This is a genomic window from Spiroplasma endosymbiont of Lasioglossum villosulum (assembly GCF_964020195.1).
Taxonomy (GTDB): Bacteria; Bacillota_I; Bacilli_A; order Mycoplasmatales; family VBWQ01; genus Spiroplasma_E; species Spiroplasma_E ixodetis_A.
In genome coordinates this window covers 1,228,695-1,251,520 of record NZ_OZ026539.1, presented here as the reverse complement: position 1 = coordinate 1,251,520, position 22,826 = coordinate 1,228,695, and the positions used below count along the sequence as shown (strand labels likewise).

Sequence of the window (22,826 nt, the reverse complement as noted above, 5' to 3'; positions counted from 1 at the left end):
TTAATAATAAGGTGGTCATAATTTATGGGTTGAAGTCGACGAATTAAAAAAATTAAAGAATATTTTAGTGATGAAAATCAACCTAATTTGGATATTTCTAAATTATCAGAAGACAATGAAAAAAAAACTCCTTTTTTTAATAGGTTTAAAAAACAAAAAAAAACTAATAAATCTTCTACTTTAACGAATAATAAAAAGCGCAATAATATTTTTTTAAATTTTAGAAGAAGATCAACTATTCAAATTATTAAACATTTAGAAAATAAAAATATTTTTAATTTATTTTTTTATACTGATGTTAGTAACATTACATTAATATTAGAACAAGGAATTAAACCTTCTTCACAAATTAAATTATTGCCAAAGCAAGAATATATTGTTTGAACTTATTTAGAACATGCTACTTATTTAGAATTAGAGTTAGGTAATTCAACACGTCATTTTTTTTGAAAGTGATGTGCAGAGCAAAATGTTGATGTTAATAAAATAGCTATTATTTCTGTTGATATTCATAAATTATTTCAAAACACTGTTAAAGATTGAGGTTTAAATGTTGATACTAATCGTGTTCAAATATATGAAACAATTCCTGTTGAAGCTATTGATTGAATTTTGGTTAAAGATCGCAAAATGTTTCGTTTAGCTAAATTATATATTGATAATCAAAGACTAAAGTTAAAACTTTTCCAAGGAAATAATGGTAATATTACTTTAGGCTTTGATTAAATGGAGGTAAAATTATGCGTTGATCTGCAATTGTAATTATTGCTTTAATTCCTTTTATGACAATAATAATTATTTTATTTATGCGTTTAAATCATCGTAATAATCAATATTATAATGTTATCCATGGTGATTTGTTAAGTTTAGTTCCATTGAAAATTGATTTAAAAAATGAAATTATTACTTTTTCTGAACGCTTAGAAGTTTTAAATCGTAAAAAAAGAATTTCATTGTTTGTATTTAAATCAATGATGAATCGTAAAACTAAAGTAAAAATTGAAATTTTTATTCAAGATTTATTAGTGAATAAAGTTCCATTTGAGTCGTGTCATTTTTCGGTTTCCTTTCAATTAGGAAGTAAAGTTATTGTTTATGATTTATCAATTGATTATTTTGATAATAATAATAAAGTTTTGTATGGTCAAATGCAAAGTAATATTCGTTATAATCGTTTTGCTATTTCACAAGCAATTATTTTACAACAAAATGAGTTAACAGTGGTAAAGTCAGTTTTTGTGCAAACTATTTTAGATAATTTTAGTCAAAAAAAATATAATAAAAAAATAAATAGTCAATTTGAATATATGATTTTAATAAAAATAAAAAATTATTTAGCATTAGAAAATATTTTAACTGTTAATAATATTGAACGAATGGAGTTATTAATTTCATATTATAGTAAAATAACTTTAGGATTAGATAATACTATTATTTGTAAATATTATGATGGTCAGTTTTTAATTTATTCTAGAAATAAGAAAATAAATTTATATCGATTCCAAAAAAAAATAAATAGTTATATTAAACGTAATTTAGTAGAAAAAAGTAGTTATTTGCAGATTCAAAGTCAAATATTATGTGTTTATGCTTCAGTAAAAACTGATGCTTCAAATGTCTATATATTATATAATAAAATTATTGATAAGAATCAATTAGAAGTAGTACAAAGTAGAGACTTAATTGAAATTAAATTGAAGACAAATGATATTTTAAATTATCCTGATTATAATCATTATTCGCTTCTACAATCAGAGCAAATGGAAAAATTATTAAGTGTTAGTATTAGACCAGTGTATAAAAGTGATAATTCAAATGAGCCAAATTGTTACTATGCTTGATGAAATTTTGTTAAAAACTCTTATTATGTTTCGTTTATTGTTTTGATGCGTAATATTCAAGATTCAGGATTGTGATGAAAAGTAAATGAACCTTTATTTATTCAAACATTTGAAAAATTTGCGAAATTAAAACAAGAAAAAAACCTTATTCTTCCTGTTAGTTTAATTGAGTTACAAGATAAAACTATTTTAACAAAGTTGATTGCTCTTGTTAATAAGAGAAAAAATCTTTTTGAAAATTGTGATTTAATTTTTGATTTTCAAGATATTGGTGAAATTAATAGTTGGAATAAGTATGATTCAATTATTAAAACTATTCGTAGTAATAAAATAAAAATTTCTTTTACTCATGATTTACGTCATATTGATAATTTTAAATTAATTAATCATTTTAAGCCTGATTATGTAGTTTTAACTTCTAATTTATTAGAACAAGTTACTTTTAGTTTTAGTAAATATATTGATGTTATTATTTGTTTGCATTATTTAAGAATTTTAGGTATTAAAAATATTTTAGCTCGTGGTATTATTAATGTTCCTGAAATTATTGTTTTAAAAGGATTAAAGGTTGACTATTTACTAGGAAAAGTATTAGAATCAGAACAAGCAAATAAAGTGCTAGATGCTTTAAATTATCCAAATTATTGGAAATGACATAAAAGTCAATCAACGAAAGGTGAATAGATTATTATGAATAATGCAAAGAATAAAAATATTACAGCAAGAGAGATTGATTTTGCCAAATGATATACTGATGTTATTAAGCAAGCAGAACTTTGTGATTATGGTGCAGAAAATGGTTCGGCAGCCGGTACCATTATTTTTCGTCCTCGCGGATATGCAATTTGAGAAAATATTCAACATTTATTAAATCAAAAATTTAAAATTTTAAATATTGAAAATGTAATGTTACCACTTTTAATTAGTCAAAAAGCATTTCAAGTTGAAAAAGATCATATTGAGGGTTTTGCACCAGAATGTGCAACTGTAACTAAAGTTGGAAATAATCAATTATCAGAGGAACTAATTATTCGTCCTACTTCAGAAGTTTTATTTTGTCGTCATTTTTCAAAAATAATTAGTTCATATAAACAATTACCATTATTATATAATCAATGATGCAATGTTGTTAGATGAGAAAAAAATACAAAACCATTCTTAAGAACTAGTGAATTTTTATGACAAGAAGGACATACAATGCATAATAACGATGAAGAAGCAAAAAACTTTACATTAAAAATGATTAAGTTGTATGCTGATTTTGTTGAACAACAATTAGCAATTAAAGTTATTGTTGGTGCAAAAACAATTCACGAACGTTTTGCTGGGGCAAAAATGACATATACAATTGAAACTATGATGCAAGATGGACAAGCATTACAAGCCGGTACTAGTCATTATTTTGGCCAAGAGTTCACAAAGGTATTTAATATTAAATTTAGCAATAAAGACAATAAACAAGAATTAGGATATCAAACATCATGAGGTGTATCGACAAGATTAATTGGTGCTTTAATTATGGCACATAGCGATGATCTAGGTTTAGTATTGCCATCTACAATTGCACCGCATCAGATTATGCTTTTAAATTTATCACCTAAAAGTGATAAAGTTAAAATAACTGTTGAAAGAATATTTAAAATTTTAAGTTCTCATTTCCGAGTATTAATAAATGAAGATAATAAAAGTTTTTCTTATAAGAAAAGTGAAAGTCAAATTAAAGGTATTCCAATTACTATTGCAATTGGTGAGCAAGAAATTGAAAACCAAGTAATTAAATTAATTTTACGTCATAATTTAGATACTATTGATGTTGAAATTAATAATGAAAAATTATTAGTAACAACTATTATTAATCAATTAAATAAATTAAATAAAGATTTATTTAATAGTTCACAAAAAAAATTAAATACAAGTTTAAAAGAATTAACAGATTTTAATGAATATCATAAATTAGTTAAAATTCATAAAGGTTTCTTTATTGTACCTTTTTGTGATCAAATAAAGTGTGAAGAAGAAATTAAAAGTTTAACTGGTACAACATCACGTTGTATTCCTTTAGAACCGTATAAAAAACCAAGTAATTGTTTTAAGTGTCAAACTCTTAATAGTGTCTGAACTTATTTTGCAAGATCATATTAAAATTAGTAAGTTAAATAGAAATAAAATAGAGGAAAAATAATTATTTGTTTTTAAATTATTATTGAGGTGATAATAATGAAAGAACAAATAAGTGCTGATAAGCAACTAATTGCTGCTATTTTTGTTAAATATGAACAAGCAAAATTAACATTAGCAAATAATAATTTTAAAGAAAATTATGTTTTGAAAGAGGATAGTGTTCACTATGCTAATAAGATAGTGATAAATAAGGATTTAAAAAATTATGAAAAACATGTGCAAATTGTTGATACAGTTTTAGCATTATTACCAAAAAATGAATATAGTTATATTATTAGAACGTTCTTAGTTAAATCAAATAAAAATTGATGAAAAAAATATTATCATATCAAAGAATATGAAAAATTAGAAAAAACGGCTATTAAGCGTTTTTTATACTTATATTTAATTTAAGGATATAAAATGAATATTAATAGCATTGATTTATTGAATTCGCGTAGTTTTTTAGAACAAAAGATGAATTTAACAAGTGATGTAAAAAACAGCCCCATTTATGAAAAAGAATTATTTTTAATTCCAAGATTTACAGTGGTTGGCTTTCCGATCCAAACTTTGCAAAAAAGCAGTTATTATTATATTGAACTTCAAATTGTAGAAGCATATAGTTATGATTTTGATATTAACAAAGAACCAAGTGAAGGATTACTTGACGATGTAACGTTTCAATATGATTTGAATTATAGTAGTATTAAGCAAGCAAGTGGACAACTTGTGATATCTAAATCAATTAAGTGAGTATTTCTTACTTTTTCATATTTAGAATTACTTGAAAATAATAAACTTGGTCCATATGCTGATATTTCTTTTTTGCATATGGTTATGAAAACTTATAAGATAATTTTACCAGCAATAGCAATTAAAAAAGATAATGTAAATATTTTAAATTATAGTTTTAATTGTAAAAAACCTAGTAATTTAAAGGAAATTCGTCATATTAATAATAAACATAATTATGGATCACTTAGTTTTTATTTTAATAGTAATCCACAGTATCAATTACAAATTAAACCAAAAATGTTTATTACAACAAATTTTAATTTAGAAATTAAAAATCCCATTATTTTAACGACAAATTTCTCTGATAAAGGATTTTATCATATTTTTTCTAAAACGATTATGAAGAACATGATAGTTGGTGGAAAATCAAGATTAGATGAGGTTTTTAAGTTTTCTGGTAATAATATTAATACTGCAAATATAGTGCCAATAAAAATAAAACGTTATCTAGTATCGCATTTTCCAAAAGTAAAAGATTGATATAATGATAAAGAAACAATATTACGTAAAATATTAATATTTAATAATAATTTTGATTTACAACAAAATACATCATTAAATATTAATGAAAATCTATCAAAATTTTATCAAAATAATAAAATACCAGCTTTTTTATTACGTAATAAAAAAAATATTGATGAATATTATTTAGAATTTTATAGCACTATTTATAATAGCATTGTAAATAAAATAGTATTGAATGATGAAATAGGAAAAAATCAATTTGACTTACCAAGATTTGAAGATTTTCACTTTAATATAAATATTCCATTTTATTTTCAAACCTTTTTTAAATATGATATTAATTTAAAATTTATTGAAGAAAGTAGTGAACCAATTATTGGTGGTCCATATCATTCTATTTTTATTAAAAAATTAATAAGAAATAATAGTGAAAATTGAGTGGCAGCTACTAATTTTAGTTTAACTTACAATGAAATATTAAAATTTTATAGTAGTGATAACTTTAGTTTTATTGATTATAAGTATTTAATACATAGTCAAATAAAGGTATAAAATGTTTATACGTAAGTTACAAATTAGCATTTTAATTATTACTATCACTATTACATTAAGTATTATATTATTTTTTATTATCAAAAATTTTTCAACTAATAAAAATTTAAATGAAATGGTAAAAGAATATGATGTAGAATTAGAGACCGTAGATGATAAAAAAGAAAATTTAAATCCAGAGATAGTTGTAGAAGCTATTGATATTAAAAAATTAAATGAAAGTATTACAATTATTTTAGATAAAAATAGTACTATCTTAGCAAATCAGTCACAGATTATATATAAAATACAATTTAATCAAGATTTATTTCAATACATATTTTTAAAGTTAATTATTAAAACATTTCCACAATGAAAAATTAATAATTTTATTTTTCATTTTAATATTTTAAATAATGCTGTATGAGTTGAATATAATACTAATTTAAAACTAGATTATTTAGAATGATATTTTAAAATAACAAATAAAATTTAATGCTCTATGTTATACTAAGTATAACTATTAATAAAAATGATTTAAATTAGGAGTGAATTTATGAATATTTTAAGTGAAATTCATAAAATTGTTAAAGAGGATTATCCAGAGATTAAAGAAAAAATTACACCGAAAACTAAATTTAAAGATATAAAAATTGACTCTCTTGGATTAGTAATGATTGTTCTTAAATTAGAAGAAGAGCATCATGTAAAAATTGATGATAATAAATTACTAGATTTACAAACAAAAACAGTTCAAGATTTAATAAATGAAATTGAGAGATTAGAATCAGCAGAAAATAAAAAAAAGTAATATTATATTTTATCAGGAGATTAGTATGAATAAAAATTTTGAAAATATTATCCAAAAGTTGAAAGATAAAGACTATCGTTTAACTGATGTTCGTAAAGCAGTTATTAAAGTATTAACGCTTAAGCAACATGTTAGTATTAATGATATTATTAGTTTTTTAACAAAAGAAGGTAATGATAATATTAATATTATGAGTATTTATAATACTATTGATTTATTAATGACAGAACATATTATTCATGCTAATGTTTTTGAAGGAAAACAAATAATTTATGAACTATCAGAAAATACCGTTCATATTATTTGTAATTTTTGTAATAAAATTATTCATGCCTCTTTCGAAGATAAACAACAAATTTCACCATTACAAGAAGAAAAACTTGAAAAATTAGCGATTAAAAATAATTTTTATTTTTCACATTATAAGTTAGAAATTCATGGAATTTGTGATAAATGTGAATTAAAAATAAAAAAAATGAAATTTTAATTGAACTTAAAACTTCTTTCGCGTAAAATTGAACATGTATTATTTAAATTAAATATTTTAGGGGTGTAGTTCAATGGTAGAACATCGGCCTTCAGATCCGAGTGTTGTGGGTTCGAGTCCTGCCACCCCTGCCATTATTAAAAATCACTTTTAAATGTTTCTCATAAAAGTGATTTTTAATTATTATAATTTTGGTAATTTATCTTTATCTAAATTAAAAGCAACAAAACTGAAGGTTCCAATTCCTGTATGAGCACAAATTACATTTGCTAAATTAATAGTTTTGACGTTTTTAATGCCATAATCTTTAACAAATTTTGTAACTTTTTCTATTTCTTTTGCCTCAGCAAAAGCATGAATAATGTAAAAAAGAGTAATACTTTCTATTTTTTTATTTTTATTAATTTCTTTAAGAGTATTTTTAATAGCTTTATCTCATGTTCTTGTTTTATCAAATTTATCAATGGTTCCGTCAAAAGATAAAATTGGAGTTATTTTTAACATAGTAGCTAAGGCTGCTGCTGATTTTGAAATTCTACCACCACGAACTAAATAATTTAAATCATAAGGTAAAATAAATGCTATATAGTTATCTCTTATTAATTTTAGTGCGTCTATAATATCATTAACATTATTTTTTTCGTTAAGTGACATTTGATATGCTTTTTTAACTAATAGTCAGTTAATAACTGAAACACCATTACTATCAAAAACAAAAACTTTATCTTTAAAATTAGATTCTTTTGATAACATAGTAGCAGTGTTATATTGACCTGATAACCCTTTTGATAAAGGAATAAAAATAATCTTTTCAAATTTAGTTAAAGCATCTTCTCAAATTATACTCATTTGACCAAGTGGTGTTTGCGAAGTTTTGGCAGATTGTTTTTCATGAACTATTCTATTATAGAATTCTTCATCCTTTAGAATGTTAGGGTCATCAGTAATAGTTGTATCATCACTAAAAGTGATTAATAATGGACAAAATCCAATATTCATTTCTTTTAAATCTTTAATTGAAAATCCTGAAGAGGAATCAGCAACAATACCAATTTTTTTTTTCAATTTTCTCACCCTAACTATAATATTTTTTACTTATTTATTAAATTATAACATATATTTTTTACTTAAAAATGGACTTTCATCGTTGAAAGATATATAAAATAGTTAATATGTTGTTTTTGGAATGATTTATTCTTGTTTCTTAGATTTTTTACCAGAACATTAATTTTAAAAAAACTGAATGTATTCTAAAAACAATTGGTTATATAATTAACACCAGTTTTGACATGAAAGGATTTTATTAATAAATTAAATATTTTTTCAAAATTAAAAATTATTAATGACGGAAAAAAATAATTAAATATCTAACAAAATATATTAAACCAAAACTATCAGCATATTACTTTTTAAAAATCAAGAAAAATTTATTAAAAAAGTTAAAAAATAAAACTCATTAAGTAATAAAAATAAAAAAATCCAAATAAATGAATGACTACTTAAAAACTCAAATCAATATTGAAATGTTGATGAAAATATTAATGATATAAATCAATATGTTGTGTTTTTTCTAATTATCAAAGAATATATTTTAAATTTCTAAAACCCCGATATTTTTATATCAAATCTGTTTTATTTCATAAATCATATAAAATGATTACACTATGAAAAATTTAAAGATTTAAAGAGAGGGTTATATTATGAAAAAGAAAATTATTAAAACAATCATTGCATCAACTGCATTAACTAGTGGTATTCCTGCTGAAAGTGGTACTTTAACTAAAATAGAAATTGAAATAGAAAATGAATTAGAAGAAAAAGATGAAAGAGTAAATTCTACAAAAAAAAAAGTTAAAAGGCAAACTCCACCAAGTTTACAAAAAACAATGACAACAATTAATATTGGTCAAATTGAATCGAATGATAAACAACATATTATTCAAAGATTAAGAGAAATTAATCATCCAATTTTATCTAGAGAAGATTTTTTAGAAAATATTGAATTTAAAAACATTACAAATATTAATGCAACAGTGCATGCTGGTATTAACATTTACGATCAAAATCCCGTAAGAAATATTCCAAAAAATTTAAATTTTACTATTAACTTTACACCTCAAAGATTAACATTATCAAGTATTCTTATTAGAACTGAGTTAGGAGAATTGTTAGATAATGCACCATTAACAATAATAGAGAGACTAAATTTTTTAAATCCCGATTTGCATTTACGTTATCCTAGTTTTACAAATAGACATCCTATAGGCATAAATAATTTTCAAATTTTATCAGAAAATGTTTATGATTTTCAACAGAATAATCCTCATATTGTTTTTGATAGTGATTTAAATGTAACTTTTACTATTAATGAACAAAGCGTAAGATTATCAACTTTACTTAGAAATACTAATTTAGGACAAATTAGACGTAATGATCCGAGTACTATTATGGAGAGATTATGAGAATTAAATCCTGATTTAGTTTTTCATTTCGATTTTGCGGCTGGTATAGACTTCTCTCCATTTTTAACTTCAACTACATTAATAATTCCATTATCACATATGTTTCGTCCAAACAGTATAATATTTACACAAAATTTGAATATTATTTATGATTGTGATTTTAGTGTTACTTTTACTACCCTTGAAGATATATCAAATTATAGACCAAGTAATTCGCACACCACTACAACAACAACCCCTTCACCTTCAGCAGGTGGAAGCGCTGTTTTGCCATCAACATCTGAACAATCTTTTAACATTGGAACTAGTTCTAGAAATAGAAATCAACACAGTAATCAAAGTACAGACTCTAGAACAAATCAGAAACCAAAGTGTGATATTTTAAAAACACAAATTATTGATCAAAAATTATTAGATATTTATCACACCACATCTACAGAAAGTAAAAATAATGCAAGAAAAAAACTAATAGAAATTTATGGACAACATTTTACTGATGCTAGTTGAGCACAATTTGAAAAAATTGTTGAATTGCATAAATACGGAATCGTTTTTATAACACCTAATAAAAATGAATATTTATTAAAAGGTCTAGCCACTACCACAACTATGAGTATTCCACCTGCATATAAAGTTGTTAAATGAATAAGTTCGCCACAAACTACAACAGTAGTTGAAACAGAAGAAGCGGTGCCTTTATTAGAAATTAGTGAGGAAGGAGCCATTGCTATTGGCGAAGAGGTTGTTGAAGGTGGTGCATCTGTTATGATTGAAGGAGGACCTATTGGATGAGTTGTGGGTGGAGTAATTATAGTTGGTGGAATAGCATATTTAGCGTATAATTGATCCCATGCTCATAATGCTGATATCAATTCCCATAATCAATATAATAAAATAGAAAAATATTACGTACCTTTAGACAATAAAACTCCACAATATATAGAATCAAGCAAAATTAAATTAGGTATTAGTAATGATATGTGAATAAGATTAGCAGAAATTTATCAAGATAATAAAGATGAGTATCAACTTTTTGAAAAAAAATTTTAAGTGAAATTACTAAATTTCCGCAATTTATAGGAACCTTAGCAAATAGTTTAAGTGATAGTAATTTAAAAAATTTAGTTAAAGTTATGTATAATAATTTTTTAGAAATAAACATTTTTTATATGATGACAAATCAACATGGATGAAAGATTGTAACAAATGCTGTTGGAAATTACTTAGAAATTGAACCAGAATAAAGTTAATAAATTTTTCCTATAAAAGAATTATAAAACATAACATATTAGGCTTATTTCATAATTAAAATTTTAATTTTGGAATAAGTCATAATAATAATTATGAAATTTTTTTATTTTTAGTAAAATTAAGTGTAAAATTAATAATATTATAAAGAAGTGGAAGTGACAAAATGAGTCAAAACATTATTTTTGCTTTTGAAATTATTGCCTTAATTATCGCTATATTATTAGTAATTTTAGGTTTATTACAAGGTAAAAAAAATCATAATGGACTTGGTGCTTTAAGTGGGGGTAATCAAGAATTATTTGCTAGTACTAAAGAACGTGGTTGAAGTAAGTTATTTTCTATTGCCACTTTAGTATTAGGTATATCGTTATTTACTATGGCAATAATAGTAAGAATTATTATTAATACTATTGGAGTTATAAATTAATGATAATTATTTTATAAAAAGGCACATTTTAGTGTGCCTTTTTATAAATTTTAAAAGATAGATTATAATTAATTATATAATTAGGATAAAGTTGGGATTGATTGAAATGAAGCAAGAGATTATTAATGAGTTACAAAATAGTATTACACCTTTATCAACGGTTGATTTAACAGTGAAACTTAATATTACTAATCATCATCAACAGCAAGAACTTATTGCTGATTTAGAAGAATTGAAAAATAGTGAAATTATTTTGGAAAATAAAGAACAACAATTTTATATGCTAAAAAATAATAATTTATTTATTGGCAAAATTCAAATTACTAAAAAAGGATTTGGATTTGTTAAATTATTAAATAGTGAAGAAGAATATTACGTTAATATAAAAAACATAAATAATGCGTTAAATAATGATGAAGTATTATGTAAGTTAGTAAAAATTAATAATCAGAATGATGAGGCTGTAGTATTAAAAATTATTAAACGTGATACTAATCTTCTTGTTGGTACTGTTATTGTTAATGCAGATACGAAAGTAAAAACATTATTAATTCAAAATGCAAAGTTACAACAGTATGAAGTTAATATTTTAAACCCCGATAAAGCGTTAGAAAATAATATTGTTGTTGCAAAAATTAAAAATTTTGAACAAAATATTTTTAATGTTACTATTACTAAAATCTTGGGTAATATTAATGATCCTGGTGTTGATATTTTAGTTGTTATTTATGAAATTGGTATTAAAGCACAATTTGATGTTGAAACATTAACAGCAACAGATAAGGTGCCATTAACAGTTTTAGAATTAGATAAAATTGGTCGTATTGATTTGACTAAAGAGTTATTAGTTACAATTGATGGTAAAGATGCTAAAGATTTTGATGATGCTATTTGTGTTACTAAACTAGTTAATGGTAATTATCGTTTAATTGTAGCTATTGCTGATGTTAGTCATTATGTAACAGAAAATAGTCCTTTAGATGAAGAGGCATTTACTCGTGGTACATCTGTTTACTTAGCAGATCGTGTTATTCCTATGTTACCAACGCAGTTATCAAATGGTATTTGTTCTTTAAATGAACAAGTAGAACGTTTATGTATGGTTTGTGATATGGAAATTGATAAGAATGGTTTAACAGTAAAACATAAAATTTATCAGGCATTTATGAAATCAGCAAGAAGAATGAATTATGACGAAGTAAATGATGGATATAATGGTAAAAATCCAAATTTTATTAAAACACATCCACAAATTTGAGAAATGTTACTAAAAGCAAAAGAATTGCACCAAATTTTATGAAAGTTTAAACAAGATGCTGGAGTAATTGATTTTGAAATTAATGAAGCAAAAACAATTATTAACGATAATGGAGAAGTAACTGATATTATTTTAAGAACTCGTGATATCGCTGAAAAATTAATTGAAAGTTTTATGATTAGAGCTAATGAAGTAGTTACTAAAACTGTATTTGATATGAAATTACCTTTTATTTATCGTGTTCATGAACATCCTCGTTCTAAAAAAATGCATCAAATGGTTACAATTCTGAAATTAATGGGTATTAAATTAAATCCAAAAATCACAAATATTAGTTCAAAAGATTTACAATTATTATTAAATTCTTTAAAACAATTACCAACATTTCAAGTTTTATCAACTTTATTATTAAGAAGTATGGAAAAAGCACAGTATACTAATAAATGTATTGGCCATTTTGGACTTGCTAGTGATTATTATACACATTTTACTTCGCCAATTAGACGTTATCCCGATTTAATAGTTCATCGTTTATTGCGTCAATATATAGTTAAAAGAGAAATAAATGCTAAAATAATTGAGAAATATCAAAGTTTTACTAATTGAGCTGCTGAGCAATCTAGTAATATGGAATTAAAAGCATTAGAGTGTGAACGAGCTGTAGATCAAATGAAAAAAGCAGAATACATGATGCAATTTATTGGTCATAAATTTGAAGGTATAATTTCTAGTGTAACTGGTTTTGGATTATTTGTTGAGTTAGATAATACAATTGAGGGTTTAATTAGAATTGCAGATATGACTGATGATTATTATATTTTTAATGAAAAAGCAATGATTTTGTTTGGTGAAAGAAAACGAAAACAGTATGCTCTTGGTCAAAAGGTCAGTGTTCTTGTAAAAAGTGCAAATAAAGTTGCTAGAACTATTGATTTTATTTTAGAAGAAAATGGTCAGCAAAATAAAAACCGTGATAAAAATAATAATAATCAATCATCAAAAATGTATAAAGCAAATAATTTTAAATATAGAAAAAAGATAAAACTAAATGGTAAAGTTAAAAAAAATAAAAGTGAAAAGAAAAATGGAGTAAAAAAATGAAAATACAAGGGCAAAAAAGATTAATTCAACAAAGCAATCTTAACATTGAATGCTATTATTATAATTATTTTAAATCGCCAGGTTTAAAACAATATCCGGATTTATTATGAGTTAATGAAGATTATAACTTAATTAAGCAAGTAAATATTGAACAAAATATTGTAATAAGATTAGCAACTAATTTATTTGAAGTTGGTCAAAAATTTAATTTGTTTGAAAATTTAGATTATTTTATTATGATGCCAAAAAAACCTACTTCAGTTAGTAGTTTAGAATTAGTAATAATTGAATTAGTTAAAATTATTAAAAAAAAATTAAATTATAAAATATTATTTATTAATAATATTTTCCAAGTTGATAACTACCGTAAATTTTGAGAAAATAAATTAAAAGTTAGCGAAAGACAAACGGAAATTACTAATAAGATTCATTTATTACCTAAATATATTAATTTTTTTAATAAAAAAAACATTATTATTATTGATGATATAGTTGCCTCAGGGATTTCTATTGCCCAAACTATTTTAGAAATTATCAATAATAACAATGATTTTAAAATTAAAGCTTTGTGTTATGGTTCAGTTTATAATTGAGAAGAAATTTATAAATAGTTAAAAAAGTTTCCTAATTTTTCTCTTTTTTTCTTCTAATGAGTCTAATTCAGATATATTATAAGAATCTTCAATATTATTTATAAATGCATAATTAATTTCAACATTAATTTGATTTTTAGCAATAAGTTTTAAGATAAAATCAGCAGTATCTGCTTCTAAAGCAAATGTGTAAATTTCAAATTCATCTTCATTAATAATTTCCGTTTTAGTAGAAATTTTTAAAATATGATTTTGTTCATCAATAATAATTTTACAAACCTCAAGTTTTTTACCAGTTAAAATTTTATAAATAATTACTTTATCATTATTATTTTTATCAAAACCCAAATCGCCTTGATAAAATTGACTATTTTTTACTGTTGTTACTTTAGTATTTAACTCTCCTGCCATGTCCTTAGACTCCTTTCAGTTGTTTATTAATATATAAAATTAACAAAAACCCGTAAAACAAATATAAAATCTATTTCTTGGGTCGCTATACAACAAATATTAATTTTATGTTTAATTTTACATTAATCATTGCTAGAAAAACTATTGATTAATCTAACCTTCATTAGATTATAGCATGTTCTTAATAAAAAACAAATTTAAGTAAGTATTTCGATATTTATGAAATTATTATTATATAATCTAATTATAAAGTTTATGAAAATAATGGTGGAAACAATGAAAATAATTGCAAAAAATAAAAAAGCGTACTTTAATTATGAATTATTAGAAAAATTAGAAGTGGGAATTGTTTTGACTGGTTCTGAAATTAAATCAATTCGTTTAGGTAATGTATCTTTACAGGATAGTTATGTAACTTTTAGTAATAATGAAGCTTATATTATTAATATGAACATTAATACTTATAAATTTACTACTAGTTATATACTTGATCCATTAAGAAAAAGAAAATTACTTTTAAATGCTCGTGAAATTAAAAAAATTCAACAAGAACAAAAGCAAAAAAATTTAACTGTTGTTCCAACAATGATATATTTAAATAGTAAAAGTAGAGCAAAGTTAGAAATAGCATTGGCTCGTGGTAAAAAAAATTATGATAAAAGAGAGACCATTAAAAATCGTGATGCAGTAAGACAAATCAAAAAATAATAATTTAATTAAGAAAGGAAAAAACTATGATAATATGATTACCTTTCTTAATAATCTTTTGTTTATTTACAAGTTTTTATTTATTTTTTCTTTTTAAGCAAAAGATAAATAAGTGGCAATGATTATTTATTAGTTATTATTTTTTTCTTTATCTTGGTATTAATAGTTTAAAAGCTATTAATAATTTTTTAGTTTTATCATTAACTAATTTAGTAACTGAAGCAATTAGTATTACAGTGATTATTTCGCTTACTGTAATTATTTTTGCTATACCAGCTACTTTTTTTACTGCAAAATTTAAAAAAAGAAAGTTGTATATTTGATGAATGCATAGTTGACTTTTGGTTACTTGCTGTTTAGTTTTAATTGTACCAAATTTATGATCTTTGATTTTGTTAAATATTTCGTTAGGAATGAGTACTGCATCATTGGGAGTTCATGAATTAATGTTCAATGAACAATATTTTGTAAAATCACATGCTTTTTTAACTTTTACTATACTTATTGTTCCGGGATTATTGGCAAGTTTAATTATTATACCAATTAATATGCTTACGTTTAATATTTCAACTATTACAATTTCAAAAATCAGTTATTTCATTATTGCTGCTTTGTGTTTTTTCATTTTGACTTTTTTCATGTCTTTTCTTTTACGAGAAGATCCAAAAAATATGGGTATGCACGATGAAAAATAATAATTTTAATTATGTTTGGATTAACTATTTATTTAATTTATTATTTAATGAATTCTCAATTTTTTAATTATAGAATAAGTAATATTGATCAAAGATGGCATGTTTATAAAACTTTATTTACTACTTTGCCACAAGTAATTGGTGTTTTTTTACTGGGATGATGATTATATTATTTTTTCAGTGCTAATATTGCTTTATATTTTGGTTTTGGGATTTATATAGTAAGTATTATGGTTAGTTTAGTAACTAATAATATTTACGCAGTTTTGATTTCACAAATTTTATCCAATATTGCTTTTGGTATTTGTAGTTTTGTTGTATATAGTTTGGTTTTAGATTGAAATTATCGACAATTAATGCCTATCACAGGAATTTATGCATCATGTATAGCTATTTTAACTTGTAGTGTTGATTTACTCGATAGTTTTATTAATTATAATTTAATTACTTTAAATAACGAAATAATGTTTTATATTGGTAATAGTATTGCGTTATTAACTGTTATTAGTTTAATATTTATTACGTTATTTTCTTCAAATTATTGAGTGACAGAAAAGCATCATGTTTTAATTACAAAATAAGTTTATTTTTAGATATTATATTTAAAGTGTTAATTATTAAAATACTTGTAGTTTCTTTTTAAAATTTAATTTATAATTATTTTTTATTTTTATAATTAATTTAATGTTTCTATAAATTAATTATAAAAATAAAAAGGAGGTTTTTAATATGAAAACATTATTAGCAGCAGTAGGTGCTTTAACATTATCAACAACCATAGGAAATTTAACTGAGGATGTTTTAAAAACAACTTCACAAAAAACTAAATTTGAAAATAATAATATTAAAAATAAAACAATTTTAGAAAAACAATATAGTGCAATTGACTTAGCTGGTATCATTACTGAATATAATTTGGGAAAAGTTAATAGTGGAAAAGATCTAATGCCATCTAAAATGAGTTTATTAATAGGAATTAAAGAAGTAAATAAAAAAGCTGCATTACTAACTATTGAAAATTTTGATATTAAAAAATATAGTGTAAGTTCTGTTACGATCATTGGTAAGAATAACTATGTAGGTGAAGTAACTTTACAATATAATATTATTAATTTTGTTCCTCAAAAATTAGCATATGAAAATATTTATGATTTGGGTGTTGATTCACAAGGTAATATTTTAGGACACAAGAAGATAAAGTTTATAAGCTTACACCAACGGGATTGGAGTTAATGTTAGAAATAGAAAGAGGTTCAATTCTTAGAAATTTAGTGGTTGATGCCGAAGATAATGTTTATGTTGGTAGTGATAATGGTGCAGTTTATAAAAGTGATGGTATCCATAATTTTTCAAAAATTATATTATCAGAAAATTCACCACGTTGAATTTCATGCTTAACAATTAATAAAACAACTGGTATTGTTTATGCTGGTAATGACATTGGTGTATATAGTATTGGTCAAACTGGTAATGTTAGTTTGATTTCTGGGACAAATGGAGATTATATTAGAAGTTTAGCAATTGGTCCAGATGGTTCAATTTATGCTGGTGTTAATTATGGTGGTAAGATTTATAAAACCGATGGAATTAGTGGTCAATTTAGGATTTTTGAGCAAAGATCAGATGCTAATCAGATAAGTAGTTTAGTAGTTGATAATGATAATATTGTTTATGCTGGTTCTTGAATTGGCAATGTATATAAAATTAAAAATAGAACGTATAATGCAATTTTAGAAACGAATCCAAATCATGAGATTAAACGTTTACTCTTAGATAAAAATAATGATTTATATGCTAGTATTGATTCAAATAAAGTATATAAAAAATTAGCACAGCAAGATTCATTTTCTGAATTATCTGGAATAAAAAATACTAATGATCATATTTTTGCCTTAACTGTTGGTCCAGATGGTTCAATTTATGCTGGTGGTTCTCAAGGAATTTTATATAAAGCCTGAAATTTTAATTAAAATATTAATATATAAAAATATTTCTTAGTTTTATAGAAAACTATTTATATATGATTTAATATTGAATTTAATATAATAAATAATAAAATAACCTATTTCATGATTATTTTTTAGACCATAAATAAAATGTAATTATGAAGTGGGATTTTTATTTTTTTTAATATTTTTAAAATGTTTTAACAAATCACTATTGAAATAAAATTTAAGCATATTAAATACTTTATTACATAAAATTATATAAAATATGGTCATGCCATTATAAAAAAATTAAGAATTTAAGAGAGGTTTTTTTATGTCTGAAAAAAGTAAAAAAAAGAAAATTATTACTGCATTGTTGGTGGTACTACTTTAGTTGGTGGAGCCACTGCTGGTATTTTGTATACTTCTGATATAGAAGCAAAAAACGAGGAAGAAAATGAAAAAGAAAAGAAAATAAAATTACAATCTAATCCAAAAATTTTATTACCTAAATCACCAAATTCAAATAGACAATCAAATCGTTATAAATATACAATAATACAACAACAAGATACAATTTACGTTAATAGTAATGGAAAAGAGCAAACAACTAGTAAAATAGACTTATCAGATATAAAAACTACTGAAATTGTTCAAATTGGATTTTATGAAAATAAAATTGGAGAAATTCAAGCTGTTAAAATGCCAAAAACAATTCAAAAAGTACCAGATCAGTTACCATCAGAAATAACAAGTACAAAATAGATGTTTCAAAGTGCTTCATCATTTAATCAAGATATTTCGGGTTGAGATGTTTCAAATGTTACAGATATGAGTGATATGTTTGCATATGCAACTTCATTTAATCAGAATATTTCAGTTTGAAGAGTAGAAAAAGTAAAAATTATGAGAGGTATGTTTTTTAATGCACATGCTTTTGATCAAAATATTTCAAGTTGAAATGTAAATAAAGTGACAGATATGTATGGTTTGTTTGCTGGTGCAAGAAAATTTAATCAAGATATTTCGGGTTGAGATGTTTCAAATGTAATAACTATGCATTCTATGTTTGCTGGTGCAATAACGTTTGATCAAAATTTATCACAATGAAATGTTTCAAAAGTAATAATTCATGATAATTTTGCTATTAATTCTCGAATTAGTAATAGCATTGATAAATTGCCAAATTTTAATTTTTAGATTTTATAATTTATGATGAAAATTTGAAAGAATTGTTAGTAATTTTTAAGAAAACCAAAAATTGCTTTATATTAGAAAGTAATGTATAATATTAACGGGGATGTTCTGGTTTCGACAGGAGTGAACAACTAATTGTGGCAGTGGTTTGGTAGACCATAATACTACGAGGTTTCATAACCGGAAAACAAACTAAAATCGTAGTACCTAACTGATTCACAACAAAGTTAAACAACTTTGGATTTGGTTTAGGAAATCAAGCAGTTTTACCTGCTTAATTACTTAAGAAGTAAATACTACCGTTGCTAATAGCTAGTTTATCAATATTAGTAACGTATCATAAGGATAAACTAGAAAAAATGATGTTAATAAATTTTTTCGAATTTCCATTAACTAGCTATTCATAATTTCGTATAATTTATTATTAAATAGTGATTTTTCTAAATTATACTAAACTGTAGATACAGTTAGTCAGTTAACTTTTGGACGCGGGTTCGATCCCCGCCATCTCCACCATAAATTAAATGCACAATTGTGCTTTTTTATTATTTAATTTAATAATTAATTATAAATAACTTTATAAGATTTTAATTAGTGAAATAAATAATAAAAAAATATTTAATATTTTATGAATAATATTGTAAAACAAGTTGCAAATAGTAACTAGTCTTGGTAATATTGAAAAGTCTTTAAATTTTTTTAATTATATTTGGAGCCGTGGCCAAGTGGTTTAAGGCATAAGTCTGCAAAACTTTGATCGTCGGTTCGAATCCGATCGGCTCCTCCAAAATATTAATAATATTTGCAAATATACTTGTAAATATTACTTTTAATAAGTTATAATTGATTAGGTTTAATGATTTAATGAGTTACTATAAATTTTAGTAATTAAATGCGCCTGTAGATCAATTGGATAGATCGTTTGACTACGGATCAAAAGGTTGTGGGTTCAAGTCCTGCCAGGCGCACCATCGGGATGTGGCTCAGCTTGGTAGAGCGCTCGGTTTGGGACCGAGAGGTCGCAGGTTCGAATCCTGTCTTCCCGACCATTATTAAAAACAAGGGCCCTTAGCTCATTTGGTAGAGCGCCTGCCTTGCACGCAGGAGGTGGTCGGTTCGATCCCGATAGGGTCCACCATTTATATATCGGTTTAAATATTTAAACTAAAACTGGCGAGGTAGCTCAGTTGATTAGAGCGTTCGGTTCATACCCGAGAGGCCATGGGTTTGAGTCCCATCCCCGCTACCATAGTCTAGGACCCTTAGCTTAGTTGGTTAAAGCTCCCGGCTCATAACCGGGCGAGCATTGGTTCGAATCCGATAGGGTCCACCATACTTAAATACTCGGAGGCTTACCCAAGTCCGGTTGAAGGGAACAGTCTTGAAAACTGTCAGTGCGCAAGTGCTCGAGGGTTCGAATCCCTCAGCCTCCTCCATTATTATTAAATTTTATACATCGCGGAGTGGGGAAGTGGTATCCCGTCGGGCTCATAATCCGAAGATCATTGGTTCAAATCCAGTCTCCGCAACCACGGTCTTGTGGTAAAGTGGTTAATACGCCTCCCTGTCACGGAGGAGATCGCGGGTTCGATCCCCGTCAAGACCGCCATTTAGAAAATAAAACATAAGCAGTATTAATTTAGAGAGTAAGTAAAAGGTCTTACTCTTTTTTTATTGTTGTAATTAATAATTATTTTATTCATTATGGAAGAAAGTTTTTGATTGATTAAGTAAATTAAAAATATTAAAATACACGTATAATTTAAATAATCAATATAATTTTATTTAAATTTAACTATTACTTTATAATAGTTTTTAATTTTTAAAAAGGAGCAAAAATATGCCAAACAATTTATTAAACTTTAATAACTCATCTTCAAGTATTATAAGTAGCAATAATGTTGAGACATTGATACCAGTGAATAATGCATTAACATTAGAAAATGGTATCAATGAACCAATTTTAAAAAATATATTTATCATTAAATTTTTTATATAATATTGAAATGAGTTCTAAAGAACAACTGCAGTTACTAACGGCAGAACAAATACAAGAATTTACCCAAAAACATATTAAAGTGTTTAATAAAAAACAAATTCAAGCATTTACAGCCAAACAAATACCACATTTCACAAAAGCACAATTTCAAACATTTACATTAAAACCAATAAAAGTAACTTCATTAAGTTTAAATAGAAAAAAACGTTCAACTCGTTTGAATTTAGAAATGTATACTAGTCACCAAATTCAATTATTAACAAAAAAACAAATTTCAGAATTTACACCAGAACAAATTCAAGCATTTAGTCCAAAACAAATTCAGTCATTGACAAGAGAACAAATTCAAGCATTTAGTCCAAAACAAATTCAAGCATTTCGTCCAAAACAAATTCAATCATTATCATTAGAACAAATTTTGTTATTAACTCCAATACAAAAAGCAGAATTGTCAGAAGAACAAATTTCATGATTTAATCAAGAACAATTGGCAACATTTAAATTAGAGTCAGATCAAGTTGAAAACAATAAATTAGTTTCAATGTCTTTTTGAATTTTACCTATTTTACCTCTTTGTTTAGTTGGAGGCTTAATAGGTTTTATTTTTAAAAAAATTAGAACTAATTTTAAATCAAATAATAACTTAGAAAGAAATAATGCAAATAAATCACAAGAATTAATAAATATAAATAATGAAGAAGAAATATTAATTATGGATAATATTGAATTACAATCTGTATGTGATGAAAATATAGAAAGTCTAAATAATCAAGTTGATAAGTGAAAACAAATAAATTCAATAGATTTATCAGATTCTCAGTCACACTTAGCAAGTGTAAGTATTTCTGGACACTCCATATAATCAAAAAAATATTTAAACAATACTATATTATTAAAATAAACAATAACTATTGAAAATTATTGTTTATTTTTCATATTACTTGTAGTTAAAATAGATATTATTAATTATGTTTGTATTTATTTTAAAATAATAATTTAATTATTTTATAGATTTAAAATTTGGATATAAGTTAACTATATAGTTTTTAAATAAAATGCATTATAATTATTTTATAGGATGGGTGAAAGATATGGATAAATCATTAGATAAACAATTTTTAATTACAAGTAATCTTATTGGTCAAAAAGAGTTAAAGAAATTAAAGGAAACTCCTTTACCTTCATTATTAGATTTAAATTTAACAAGAGTTTATTTTACTAGTCTTGGTGATGGTTTTTCGCGAATATTTATTTTAATTATTCAAATTTTTTGAATTGGTTTGATTTTTTTTAATGGCATTGGTTTTGGTCAATTGGTTGCTAATCTTCCTGGTATACCATCAGCACCAGTTTTTCAAAGTGCAATATTAAAAGTAGTAGCAATGTTAGTTACTGTTTTATTTGCTTTTATAATTTTAATTATGATTTTACCCGTTTTTTTATCTAAAACTATTAGAGGTATTGGTTTAAGTTGTTTATTTTTTTTAATATTTGGTTCTATTGTTAATTTAATAATTATTGGTATTAGTTTTTTTATATTTTCTTATAGTGACAGTCCTTATCGAATCACAGTATTGATTTTCGCGGTTATAGCACTCTTATTATGATGAATTGCTATTTTGCATTGATGATTAAATACTATTGAAAATAAAAAATATTTAATTAAAAGTATTATTAAAATGTATGAATTAAGTTTTAGATAA

At 24.1% G+C, this 22,826-nt stretch carries 24 protein-coding genes, 10 tRNA genes and 1 other RNA gene; 33 read left to right on the top strand and 2 right to left on the bottom strand.

All coding sequences use genetic code 4. The features are described 5' to 3' along the window. Window positions 1-24: 24 nt before the first annotated feature. From AACK81_RS07140 to AACK81_RS07100, 9 genes are all read left to right on the top strand, one after another. Entirely contained in the window at window positions 25-726 is a 702-nt protein-coding gene (locus AACK81_RS07140) for an acetyltransferase (RefSeq protein ID WP_338961074.1), read from the top strand. A gap of 14 nt (window positions 727-740) precedes the next feature. Next, complete coding sequence (locus AACK81_RS07135; RefSeq protein ID WP_338961072.1) at window positions 741-2,525, top strand: hypothetical protein; 1,785 nt, start codon at window positions 741-743, stop codon at window positions 2,523-2,525. Window positions 2,526-2,531: 6 nt separating this feature from the next. Next, window positions 2,532-3,983, top strand: coding sequence for a proline--tRNA ligase (gene proS / locus AACK81_RS07130; protein WP_338961071.1), 1,452 nt, complete (start codon window positions 2,532-2,534; stop codon window positions 3,981-3,983). Window positions 3,984-4,058: 75 nt separating this feature from the next. After that, a complete protein-coding gene (locus AACK81_RS07125) occupies window positions 4,059-4,415 on the top strand; it encodes an MG284/MPN403 family protein (RefSeq protein ID WP_338961069.1) in 357 nt (118 codons plus the stop codon). A gap of 9 nt (window positions 4,416-4,424) precedes the next feature. Continuing rightward, window positions 4,425-5,816: a hypothetical protein gene (locus AACK81_RS07120; protein WP_338961067.1), complete on the top strand. Its 1,392-nt coding sequence runs from the start codon at window positions 4,425-4,427 to the stop codon at window positions 5,814-5,816. A 1-nt stretch (window position 5,817) separates the two neighbouring features. Then, window positions 5,818-6,291 (top strand): hypothetical protein, encoded by a 474-nt coding sequence (locus tag AACK81_RS07115; RefSeq protein ID WP_338961065.1) that lies wholly within the window; start codon window positions 5,818-5,820, stop codon window positions 6,289-6,291. Between the two features lie 60 nt (window positions 6,292-6,351). Continuing rightward, complete coding sequence (locus AACK81_RS07110; protein WP_338961063.1) at window positions 6,352-6,606, top strand: acyl carrier protein; 255 nt, start codon at window positions 6,352-6,354, stop codon at window positions 6,604-6,606. Window positions 6,607-6,631: 25 nt separating this feature from the next. Further along, window positions 6,632-7,093 carry a Fur family transcriptional regulator gene (locus AACK81_RS07105; RefSeq protein WP_281748950.1) on the top strand — a complete coding sequence of 154 codons (462 nt, stop codon included), beginning with the start codon at window positions 6,632-6,634 and terminating at the stop codon, window positions 7,091-7,093. Window positions 7,094-7,152: 59 nt separating this feature from the next. Further along, window positions 7,153-7,227 (top strand) — tRNA-Trp (locus AACK81_RS07100). Window positions 7,228-7,276: 49 nt separating this feature from the next. On the opposite strand, the gene AACK81_RS07095 is transcribed toward AACK81_RS07100, so the two are convergent. Next, on the bottom strand, window positions 7,277-8,158 hold the full coding sequence (locus AACK81_RS07095; RefSeq protein WP_338961060.1) for a DegV family protein: 882 nt from the start codon (window positions 8,156-8,158) through the stop codon (window positions 7,277-7,279). 635 nt (window positions 8,159-8,793) lie between these two features. Here AACK81_RS07095 and AACK81_RS07090 point away from each other — a divergent pair. The 4 genes from AACK81_RS07090 (at window position 8,794) to AACK81_RS07075 (ending at window position 14,203) form a co-directional block, all read left to right on the top strand. Beyond that, window positions 8,794-10,605, top strand: coding sequence for a hypothetical protein (locus AACK81_RS07090; protein WP_338961058.1), 1,812 nt, complete (start codon window positions 8,794-8,796; stop codon window positions 10,603-10,605). Between the two features lie 364 nt (window positions 10,606-10,969). After that, window positions 10,970-11,233, top strand: coding sequence for a preprotein translocase subunit SecG (gene secG, locus AACK81_RS07085; protein ID WP_338961056.1), 264 nt, complete (start codon window positions 10,970-10,972; stop codon window positions 11,231-11,233). A gap of 106 nt (window positions 11,234-11,339) precedes the next feature. Beyond that, the gene (gene rnr / locus AACK81_RS07080; RefSeq protein ID WP_338961053.1) at window positions 11,340-13,616 is read left to right on the top strand and encodes a ribonuclease R; all 2,277 of its coding nucleotides are present in this window, start codon (window positions 11,340-11,342) and stop codon (window positions 13,614-13,616) included. Continuing rightward, a complete protein-coding gene (locus AACK81_RS07075; RefSeq protein ID WP_338961050.1) occupies window positions 13,589-14,203 on the top strand; it encodes a hypothetical protein in 615 nt (204 codons plus the stop codon). The genes rnr and AACK81_RS07075 overlap by 28 nt, the downstream gene beginning before the upstream one ends. On the opposite strand, the gene AACK81_RS07070 is transcribed toward AACK81_RS07075, so the two are convergent. After that, complete coding sequence (locus tag AACK81_RS07070) at window positions 14,204-14,596, bottom strand: hypothetical protein (protein WP_338961048.1); 393 nt, start codon at window positions 14,594-14,596, stop codon at window positions 14,204-14,206. Between the two features lie 276 nt (window positions 14,597-14,872). On the opposite strand from AACK81_RS07070, the gene smpB reads away from it, so the two are divergent. The 20 genes from smpB (at window position 14,873) to AACK81_RS06970 (ending at window position 22,826) form a co-directional block, all read left to right on the top strand. Continuing rightward, the gene (smpB, locus tag AACK81_RS07065) at window positions 14,873-15,304 is read left to right on the top strand and encodes an SsrA-binding protein (protein WP_338961046.1); all 432 of its coding nucleotides are present in this window, start codon (window positions 14,873-14,875) and stop codon (window positions 15,302-15,304) included. Between the two features lie 26 nt (window positions 15,305-15,330). Continuing rightward, on the top strand, window positions 15,331-15,999 hold the full coding sequence (locus AACK81_RS07060; protein WP_338961044.1) for a hypothetical protein: 669 nt from the start codon (window positions 15,331-15,333) through the stop codon (window positions 15,997-15,999). Between the two features lie 11 nt (window positions 16,000-16,010). Continuing rightward, on the top strand, window positions 16,011-16,580 hold the full coding sequence (locus AACK81_RS07055; RefSeq protein WP_338961042.1) for a hypothetical protein: 570 nt from the start codon (window positions 16,011-16,013) through the stop codon (window positions 16,578-16,580). A 148-nt stretch (window positions 16,581-16,728) separates the two neighbouring features. Further along, window positions 16,729-17,232 carry a hypothetical protein gene (locus AACK81_RS07050; protein ID WP_338961039.1) on the top strand — a complete coding sequence of 168 codons (504 nt, stop codon included), beginning with the start codon at window positions 16,729-16,731 and terminating at the stop codon, window positions 17,230-17,232. After that, window positions 17,232-17,969 (top strand): WD40 repeat domain-containing protein, encoded by a 738-nt coding sequence (locus tag AACK81_RS07045; protein WP_338961037.1) that lies wholly within the window; start codon window positions 17,232-17,234, stop codon window positions 17,967-17,969. The genes AACK81_RS07050 and AACK81_RS07045 overlap by 1 nt, the downstream gene beginning before the upstream one ends. Window positions 17,970-18,344: 375 nt before the next feature. Next, on the top strand, window positions 18,345-18,692 hold the full coding sequence (locus AACK81_RS07040; RefSeq protein ID WP_338961034.1) for a hypothetical protein: 348 nt from the start codon (window positions 18,345-18,347) through the stop codon (window positions 18,690-18,692). Next, the gene (locus tag AACK81_RS07035) at window positions 18,693-19,127 is read left to right on the top strand and encodes a BspA family leucine-rich repeat surface protein (RefSeq protein ID WP_338961032.1); all 435 of its coding nucleotides are present in this window, start codon (window positions 18,693-18,695) and stop codon (window positions 19,125-19,127) included. 96 nt (window positions 19,128-19,223) lie between these two features. Next, window positions 19,224-19,640: a transfer-messenger RNA gene (ssrA, locus tag AACK81_RS07030) on the top strand. A gap of 195 nt (window positions 19,641-19,835) precedes the next feature. Continuing rightward, window positions 19,836-19,911: transfer RNA gene (locus AACK81_RS07025), tRNA-Cys, on the top strand. Between the two features lie 107 nt (window positions 19,912-20,018). Beyond that, window positions 20,019-20,095, top strand: a tRNA-Arg gene (locus AACK81_RS07020). A gap of 1 nt (window position 20,096) precedes the next feature. Then, a tRNA-Pro gene (locus AACK81_RS07015) sits at window positions 20,097-20,173 on the top strand. 13 nt (window positions 20,174-20,186) lie between these two features. Then, window positions 20,187-20,262, top strand: a tRNA-Ala gene (locus tag AACK81_RS07010). A 34-nt stretch (window positions 20,263-20,296) separates the two neighbouring features. Then, window positions 20,297-20,373, top strand: a tRNA-Met gene (locus AACK81_RS07005). Window positions 20,374-20,380: 7 nt separating this feature from the next. Further along, window positions 20,381-20,457 (top strand) — tRNA-Ile (locus AACK81_RS07000). A 13-nt stretch (window positions 20,458-20,470) separates the two neighbouring features. Next, window positions 20,471-20,560: transfer RNA gene (locus tag AACK81_RS06995), tRNA-Ser, on the top strand. Between the two features lie 21 nt (window positions 20,561-20,581). Next, window positions 20,582-20,656: transfer RNA gene (locus tag AACK81_RS06990), tRNA-Met, on the top strand. Between the two features lies 1 nt (window position 20,657). After that, window positions 20,658-20,733, top strand: a tRNA-Asp gene (locus tag AACK81_RS06985). 231 nt (window positions 20,734-20,964) lie between these two features. After that, complete coding sequence (locus tag AACK81_RS06980; RefSeq protein ID WP_338961030.1) at window positions 20,965-21,123, top strand: hypothetical protein; 159 nt, start codon at window positions 20,965-20,967, stop codon at window positions 21,121-21,123. A 7-nt stretch (window positions 21,124-21,130) separates the two neighbouring features. Continuing rightward, complete coding sequence (locus AACK81_RS06975; protein WP_338961028.1) at window positions 21,131-21,985, top strand: hypothetical protein; 855 nt, start codon at window positions 21,131-21,133, stop codon at window positions 21,983-21,985. A gap of 229 nt (window positions 21,986-22,214) precedes the next feature. Further along, window positions 22,215-22,826, top strand: coding sequence for a hypothetical protein (locus AACK81_RS06970; protein WP_338961026.1), 612 nt, complete (start codon window positions 22,215-22,217; stop codon window positions 22,824-22,826).